Below are 7,001 nucleotides of genomic sequence, written 5' to 3'. Positions count from 1 at the left end.
CTACGCTGATCACTAAACCTACGTCCAGTTCAGCTTTGCAAAGCTGAAGTTCAGTATTTGAGCTAACCGGTTCGAACTAAAAAAGCTCTTGTAATTCAGTCACCATGTTCTATTGTGCGTAGCACTGTCCCTCCATTTGCCTACCTCACATTTTTCGTGCATGGAGTCGGGCAAGCCATGAATTCGCAACAAGACTACAAACTATCGCAATAAGGCCAAGGATCGCCTCTTATGGGAATAAAAAGTCTTTCGCACCCTCGCCTGAGTTGGCTGTAGGCTAGTCAAGCAACTGGATTCCCATCTGACAAATATGACAAATACTGCAAACTTTATTATGCCGGATAAGTAGATAAAATTGCCTAAGGAACAGGATATGAACATTCTTAAAGAATTGGAAAATCGATTAAAGAAGGATTCAAATGACCCAGCTGGCAAGATCTTTCATCGTCTAGTCGGTGCGCTTTGTTGTGATGGAGAATTCAAGCTCACCGAAATTTATGAGCTTAATTACGATGATTTTGAACTCAGCTTGGAAATCATCAAGCATTGGAGGCTTGACCGTTACACGAAGACAAAGGAACGCCTGCAAAAGCTTGTTAGCGTAAGCACTAATTAGGCAAACAATGCCTACACCGATTAATCAGGATTAAGAAGCGCATATTGAAGAATCACACTTCTCCAACCATTATTAGCGGTGCCCTATTGGCATTGTTGCTTCTGCCCTATCACCAAGCCTTGGCATGGGGTGCTACCGGGCATCGCATGATTAGCCAATTGGCGATTCAGAATCTTCCCCCGGAGATCCCGACTTTTCTACGTACAAAGAAAGCTGCGCGACTTATCGGTGAACTTGGACGTGAGCCGGATCGTTCCAAGGGAACGGGGAACAGCCATGATCATGATCTTGATCCTGGCCACTACATCAACCTCTCCGATAGTTTCACGGAGGCTAATTTGGTTTCGATCGACCCTTTACCTGCCACCCGAGAGGACTACGATACTGCATTACGTTTAAATGGAACCAATGAGTACAAGGCGGGTTTTCTTCCTTATTCCATCGTTGATGGCTGGCAGCAGTTGCAACGTGACTTCGCCTATTGGCGCGCTGACTTTGCCAAAGAACGCTCGGCAATATCAAAAACTGAGCGCTCATGGTTCAGCAAGGACAGAGAGTTGCGCGAAATGATCATTCTTCGCGATTTGGGATATTGGAGCCATTTTGTTGCCGACGCCAGCCAACCCATGCACGTCTCGATTCATTATGATGGATGGGGCGACTATCCAAACCCGCGGGAATACCCCAACACAAAGGGGCTTCATGCTGCGTTTGAGGGTGCTTTTGTTGCGCGTAATATCCGTCCTGAGGACGTCACAAAAAAACTGCGATCAAGCGTGGATTGCAATTGTTCGATCCAGACTCGCACGGTTTCCTATCTGCACGAAACCCAATCGCAGTTGTTGCCTTTATTGGAATTGGCAAAGACCGGTAGCTTCGATGAAAATCCATTGGCTGGAAAAGATTTTGCAGCAGAGCGACTGGCCGCAGCAGTATCAGAGCTTCGTGACATGATAGTTTCAGCTTGGCGGACAAGTGCGGATTCAACGGTTGGTTATCCGCCTATCCCGGTGCGGGATATTGAGTCTGGCAAGATCAACCCTATCAGGGAAATGCAGGGATTAGACTAAATTCACACCGTAGGTTTGCCATTAGTCTGGGCGATAGGTCAGCTATTCACCAACGTTCAGACCGTCAATTTTGAATGGCGTGCGTCCGGTAATGTTAAGGGTTGCCAGATGCCTGTCCACAGCCGCAGGTCTATCCGGACGCGACAAAGCCCACCGGGCAGGCGTCGAACAAGCCTCAAGGGAGGAAACCGCGGGATGTACCGAGGCGAGTCAGGACTGGTGACGGGTTATGGGGATTTGAGTTACCTCAGTATGTTGCTGCCACAAAGTCCAATAGTCCTTCAATATTCCCTGAATTTGCCCATTAGCGTCGCGGAAAATGTAAAGAGGGTAATTATCATCGATGACTACGTGAATCGAGCTTGGCGAAGATGCTGCATGCGCTATATCGACGATTGCGAACAGCAACAGGAGGAATGAGCGACCAAGGCGGGTATGGATGAGAATTGTCTGAATCATCCACAATGCACAAAATCGCAAGATACAAGATTTTCGTGAAGGAGAAGTGTCGGAAATTCTGAGTGAGAAAGGCCAGTTAAAAATCAGTTCGGTGCACTGGTGAATCATTCACCGAACAGGATAGTGAACTGGTTGGCCGCCTACTTCCTCGTCACAGGCGGCATCTTCAAATCTTTTTCGATATTTCGCAACGCCAGTGATCGTAGCTTTACAGCAGTGTCATCGCTGGGGAAGTAGCCGCAGTTCTTGTAAGAGCCAAAGCCAGAGCTTGGTGACTTTCGGTCTGCTCGATCAATAGGCCCAGCACATCGGGATAATTTGCAGCGACCTGATAGACAGTTGTAGGACAGAAGGAGCGACCGCAGCCGGCGCGTCAGTGCGCGTTGTCGCCTGACCTTCCGGTACACAACGCGGATGTCGTTGCGCCAGCGCTTCCGCAATGAAAGCATTTGATGGGTTTGTGAAATCAGCGCGATAGGGTAAGCGGTTTGCAACAAATCGGTGATCATGCGCCATTCGGCCCGGAGGCCCTTCAAGTATCCGAGCTTCTCGGTTTTCCTCGATTGCGTGACGTGACGCCAGCGCGAGACCGCTATCGAAAGCCGGCGGGCAATAATCTGGCTATTCATGAATACCTCGATTCCAAAACGCGGCAAGCCATGAATCTCCTTCAGTGCCTCGCTCAAGAACTCCTTCCGGATAACCCGTTCGCCCGAAACAAAATCCAGACCGATTGCGCGAAATATCATAAGGCTATTCTGCCGAAGGCTCAGGCTGATATCCGCCTCTCCCGACAAAACAGGGGCTGCGAGTGCTGTAATGTTTTCCGATGTAAGTCCTTTGAGATCCGCATCGAGCAACATGAGTAGGTCGCCTTGTGCCGACGCGACGCCCGTTGCCATCGCAAAACTCTTACCTCGATTCACTGGGTAGGAGATCAGCTTTACCGACGGGAAGCGCTTGACGATCCCGGCGGTGTTGTCGGTCGAGCCATCGTCCACTACGATGACCTCGAGAAGCAACGGATGCACAGAGGCGACCGCAAGCACGGCGGCGATTCTCGGCGCCTCATTAAAAGCGCAGATAATGCAGGAGATTCGAACACTGCTATGCTGTTCGGGACTGCTGATCATGAATTATCCCATCATACCAATTCCAGCAGGCCCGAATTCTCATATCCGAAGAGGCAGAGGCACGAACGAGTTGTCAATACTACCTGCCTCACGTCTTGAGGCACGAAGCCTCACATATGTCCACAAGAGCCACACCAGGCTCGCCTTGTCGTGGCCTCTGTTACGCCACAAATTTCCAGTGTGAGCAGCCGTCGCCGGAAACCGGCGATGTCAGCGCGCCCGAAATATACTCGAAATCCAGATCGCGCATTTTATGCTGGCAGGTTCCCTTGGAGCCATCAAGGCAAATGAAGCTTTTCCGTCCATTCCGTTCGCGCGGCCCCTTCCAGTTCGAGCAATTGCCGTAAACGCTTTCGTTGGCGGTCAAAGGGATGATGTTGATGGAAATTGGAAGCGTGGATGCAAAGTTATCAACAGATTTCATATTTCGCCCAAAATAGTAATTGAAAATCGGCGCAGACCCAGTCGCGGCCACGGGCCATATCATAATGCCGACAGATAACAGCTTTGTTACTATCCCGTGCTGGTATCTATGTCGAAAAACCCAGGTTGGCGGCGGGCGAGCATCGTGAGGATGCCGCAATTCTCTCTGAGAATGACTCGCCGTGCTGCAAATTGGGGCTGCGGGAGTTTTAGTCTTTAGGGGTGTCCTTAGCCTTTCCCAACCCGGTGAATGTCCGAATGACTGGAGCCTCCCTAATCCTATTGAAAATTTCGTCGGTTTGTGGCTAAAAAGGGGGCATTTAAATGACGGGCTTTAAATGTATTGCACTGGCTTTAGGGAACAATTATTTTCTTATTTGTGCTTCAGCCTGAAGCCAATCCGCTAACTCATAGCCAGGTTTAAATCCCCTTTTTTCCGCCAGGAAATATGCAGCCTCTTCTATCATTAACCGAGTCGTCTCTTCCATAGCGCTTACTTCGCTTTGAATGTCTGATTGGTTTCCATCGCGAAAGGGGATTACCAACTCACCGTACAACGGTCCCAGTTCTTGACCCATTAATTTAGTCCTTATAAATTGGTTGTAATTTAGCAACTGCTTGTTACAACGATATGAATTTTAGAAAAATGTATAGTAAATCGCCCAAATGACAGTAGAAAGCAGTGCGGCCATTTATGGTACTGACATTATTGAGTCCGCAGCAACATAAACTGACAGAAGCCCAACAGCGACTTGGATAATGCCGAACACCGGCGCCACCATCTGCTTGCATAGCGTACAAGCGCCATGTCCGGCGCGAATCTTGAGTTGGTTTTTCATGGTTTCGACCTGTGAGGCATCGTCCGCCAGCGGTTTGGGTTGCGTATAATCCTTCCGCCAATTTGGATAATGTTCGTCGCGCTTGACTGTAATTGCGGCTCCGCGACGGTGCAGGCCGATTCAGCCCTTCGGGATTCGCATGTGTCTCGCCACCATCATCTCGACCTACTCCTTGTCGTTGATGGCTTCCTGTCATGATCTTGTCACACTACTGGAACACGATCATGAACATGGTTCAGTACAGAAAATCGGAACGTTTGGTGATCTTCGACGCTGATGGCACGACCATTGACGCGTTTCATGCTATCGAGCTGGCCTTTTTGCGGCACGGCATGGCCATCGGCGACCTCGAGCGTTTTCAGAAACGCCGCAAACTGTTCAAGTATCTCGGAGGTCTGCGGGAGTTCCCAACAAATCTGCGCCACCAGTTTGGGCAGCAGAGCCGCAAACAACTGCTGTTGACGCTGACCGAGGTCTACCGACACGAGGCATGTTTGTATCCAGGCATCGACTTGCTGCTACGTACGGTGCTGGCGGCTCCGGACATCCGTGTGGGTCTCGTAACCCGCAATGTGACAATTGAGCCCGAGAAGACGCTGAAATGCTTATTTCAACGCCACGGCATCGACACGGGCGAATTCGATTACTTTGCCTGCATCCCTTTGAGGGAGGACAAGACAGTGCACTTGAAACGTGCCCGGCAATCCTTCGATATCAATCCCGCGCGCGCGTATGCCTGTGGCGACGAGTACAGCGATTATCTCGCGGCGATTGGTGCCGGAATGCATCCTTTTATTGTGGCATATGGCTTCGAGGACAGCGTTCGCCTAACCAGGAAGTTTGAGGTTCCGCCCGAGGTTATATCGACATCTCCTGCCGAGTTTGCCGGTCGCCTGCTGCACGCTTTTGATCTGCCCACCGAAAGTGTCTGAGTGTTTCAAGTAGGATGGGCCAAGTTGACCTCTCACCCTTGCTCACCACGAAGCTATTCACCAATAGGTCAAGAAAGGATGCAACTATCGGCTTGCCCACGAGTGAGGATCGCTTCCAGGTAGGCCCATTTCGCTTGTTTGCCTATGATCGGTAACCGACTACCTTCAATTTGAGGCAACGTAGCTTTTGACCATCTGCGTACAGTTACTTCTTTGTGAATAAATGTCATTGATGGGAATTTGACTTGGATCGAAGGGAAATTGATGTACATAGACACCTTTGATTCAATCTGACCGGCATCCTTTAGTCGTCCCGGGCTGATCAGCAACTACAAGTTGTATCGCGATGGCGCAGCCAACATTGACATGTGCGGCTTAGTGTGCTAGACTTTCTAGCATATTCAGTAAATCAGTAAAACTGCATTTCCTGAATCCAACATTTCCGTAACAATCTATGAGGCCTAGCCACAAGGGGAAAGGAACAGCAAGATGAGCATCTTCCGCAGCATCTTCGATTTTTTAACGCAACCGATCGGCCGGGATACTGACCAAGCAGCCATCCCTTCGATTACCCACGATGACACCAATACTATCTTTGACCGCCACACAAATCTGGGGGTCAACCCGTCGAGCGGCCTACCGATGCTGGATGATTCGATGCTGGACGTTGGCGGCAACGTCTTCAGCTGCGATAACAGCCCCACAACCAGCTTTGATGATGACTGGGGCTCTAGCTTTGATAGCTTTGACTCGGGGAGCGGCTTAAGCAGCAATGACTAGTAGCGTCTCAAAAATCCATATTTATGACACAACCGCCGACCAGGCGGTTTTGTCGAGATAAGGCGTCTCAAATATTGCTTCAGAATTATGCCTCACTTGTTCATAGGACTTTTGGAACATGAAAATCGGATATGCACGGGTTTCAACCACAGGACAAACACTGGATGCTCAAATTGCAGCATTGACAGCAGCTGGGTGTGAAAGGATATTCAAAGAACAGCGTAGCGGTAAGTCCTCCGCAGAGAGGATCGAGCTACAGGCTGCCCTGGCTTACGTAAGGGATGGCGATGCACTGCTAGTCACCCGCCTCGATCGGCTGGCCCGGTCAGTTTTGGATCTGCATCAAATTGTGCAGCAGCTGAACCGTAAAAGTGTGGACCTCGTGGTACTGCTTCAGGCTATTGATACCACTACGCCGGCAGGTAGACTGACTTTTAGTTTGCTAGGGGCGATCGCAGAATTTGAGAGGGAACTGATCTGCGAGCGTGCAGCAGAAGGACGAGCAAGGGCGAAACAAAAAGGCGTCAAATTTGGCAGGAAACCCATGGAAGTGGACTGGGCGTCAATCCAGTCCGATATATTAGCTGGCACGCAATCTAAAGCCGCAGTGGCCCAGCAGCATGGAATCAGCCGGGCCACGTTGTACCGGCTGCTCGACTGTTAATTTGCGCCGAATATTGACCCGGGATTTGCACTGAAAATTGACCCACCCGATAAGCCACAGTATGGCTCAAGTTACAGATGGATTT

At 50.0% G+C, this 7,001-nt stretch carries 8 protein-coding genes and 1 pseudogene; 5 read left to right on the top strand and 4 right to left on the bottom strand.

The window, feature by feature from the left end:
• Positions 1 to 373: 373 nt before the first annotated feature.
• Complete coding sequence (locus SCT_RS14300) at positions 374 to 616, top strand: hypothetical protein (RefSeq protein ID WP_059424298.1); 243 nt, start codon at positions 374 to 376, stop codon at positions 614 to 616.
• A 44-nt stretch (positions 617 to 660) separates the two neighbouring features.
• Positions 661 to 1,686, top strand: coding sequence for a S1/P1 Nuclease (locus tag SCT_RS14295; RefSeq protein WP_144408285.1), 1,026 nt, complete (start codon positions 661 to 663; stop codon positions 1,684 to 1,686).
• A gap of 599 nt (positions 1,687 to 2,285) precedes the next feature.
• Here the strand turns inward: SCT_RS14295 and SCT_RS14285 are convergent.
• The 4 genes and pseudogenes from SCT_RS14285 to SCT_RS17955 all read right to left on the bottom strand — a co-directional run.
• Complete coding sequence (locus tag SCT_RS14285; protein WP_059424292.1) at positions 2,286 to 3,278, bottom strand: glycosyltransferase family 2 protein; 993 nt, start codon at positions 3,276 to 3,278, stop codon at positions 2,286 to 2,288.
• Between the two features lie 160 nt (positions 3,279 to 3,438).
• A complete protein-coding gene (locus SCT_RS14280; protein WP_144408284.1) occupies positions 3,439 to 3,753 on the bottom strand; it encodes a hypothetical protein in 315 nt (104 codons plus the stop codon).
• A gap of 313 nt (positions 3,754 to 4,066) precedes the next feature.
• Positions 4,067 to 4,279, bottom strand: a complete 213-nt coding sequence (locus tag SCT_RS14275) for a DUF2934 domain-containing protein (protein ID WP_059424288.1) — start codon at positions 4,277 to 4,279, stop codon at positions 4,067 to 4,069.
• Positions 4,280 to 4,422: 143 nt separating this feature from the next.
• Positions 4,423 to 4,633 (bottom strand): annotated as a pseudogene (locus tag SCT_RS17955) (IS5/IS1182 family transposase); the annotation flags it as partial.
• A 131-nt stretch (positions 4,634 to 4,764) separates the two neighbouring features.
• Between SCT_RS17955 and SCT_RS14270 the strand changes: the two are divergent.
• The 3 genes from SCT_RS14270 to SCT_RS14260 all read left to right on the top strand — a co-directional run bounded on the left by SCT_RS14270 (position 4,765) and on the right by SCT_RS14260 (position 6,916).
• Complete coding sequence (locus SCT_RS14270) at positions 4,765 to 5,472, top strand: HAD family hydrolase (protein WP_237759704.1); 708 nt, start codon at positions 4,765 to 4,767, stop codon at positions 5,470 to 5,472.
• Positions 5,473 to 5,961: 489 nt separating this feature from the next.
• Entirely contained in the window at positions 5,962 to 6,252 is a 291-nt protein-coding gene (locus tag SCT_RS14265) for a hypothetical protein (RefSeq protein ID WP_059424286.1), read from the top strand.
• A 118-nt stretch (positions 6,253 to 6,370) separates the two neighbouring features.
• Positions 6,371 to 6,916 carry a recombinase family protein gene (locus SCT_RS14260; protein WP_059424284.1) on the top strand — a complete coding sequence of 182 codons (546 nt, stop codon included), beginning with the start codon at positions 6,371 to 6,373 and terminating at the stop codon, positions 6,914 to 6,916.
• Positions 6,917 to 7,001 lie beyond the last annotated feature (85 nt).

This window comes from Sulfuricella sp. T08 (assembly GCF_000971475.1).
Lineage (GTDB): Bacteria > Pseudomonadota > Gammaproteobacteria > Burkholderiales > Sulfuricellaceae > Sulfuricella.
This window is presented reverse-complemented; position numbering and strand designations above follow the sequence as displayed.

Excerpts from the sequence above, each read along its gene's own strand:
- SCT_RS14300 (WP_059424298.1), top strand. The coding sequence starts at position 374 with ATGAACATTCTTAAAGAATTGGAAAATCGATTAAAGAAGGATTCAAAT.
- SCT_RS14270 (WP_237759704.1), top strand. The coding sequence starts at position 4,765 with ATGAACATGGTTCAGTACAGAAAATCGGAACGTTTGGTGATCTTCGAC.
- SCT_RS14265 (WP_059424286.1), top strand. The coding sequence starts at position 5,962 with ATGAGCATCTTCCGCAGCATCTTCGATTTTTTAACGCAACCGATCGGC.
- SCT_RS14275 (WP_059424288.1), bottom strand. The coding sequence starts at position 4,279 with ATGGGTCAAGAACTGGGACCGTTGTACGGTGAGTTGGTAATCCCCTTT.
- SCT_RS14285 (WP_059424292.1), bottom strand. The coding sequence starts at position 3,278 with ATGATCAGCAGTCCCGAACAGCATAGCAGTGTTCGAATCTCCTGCATT.
- SCT_RS14260 (WP_059424284.1), top strand. The coding sequence starts at position 6,371 with ATGAAAATCGGATATGCACGGGTTTCAACCACAGGACAAACACTGGAT.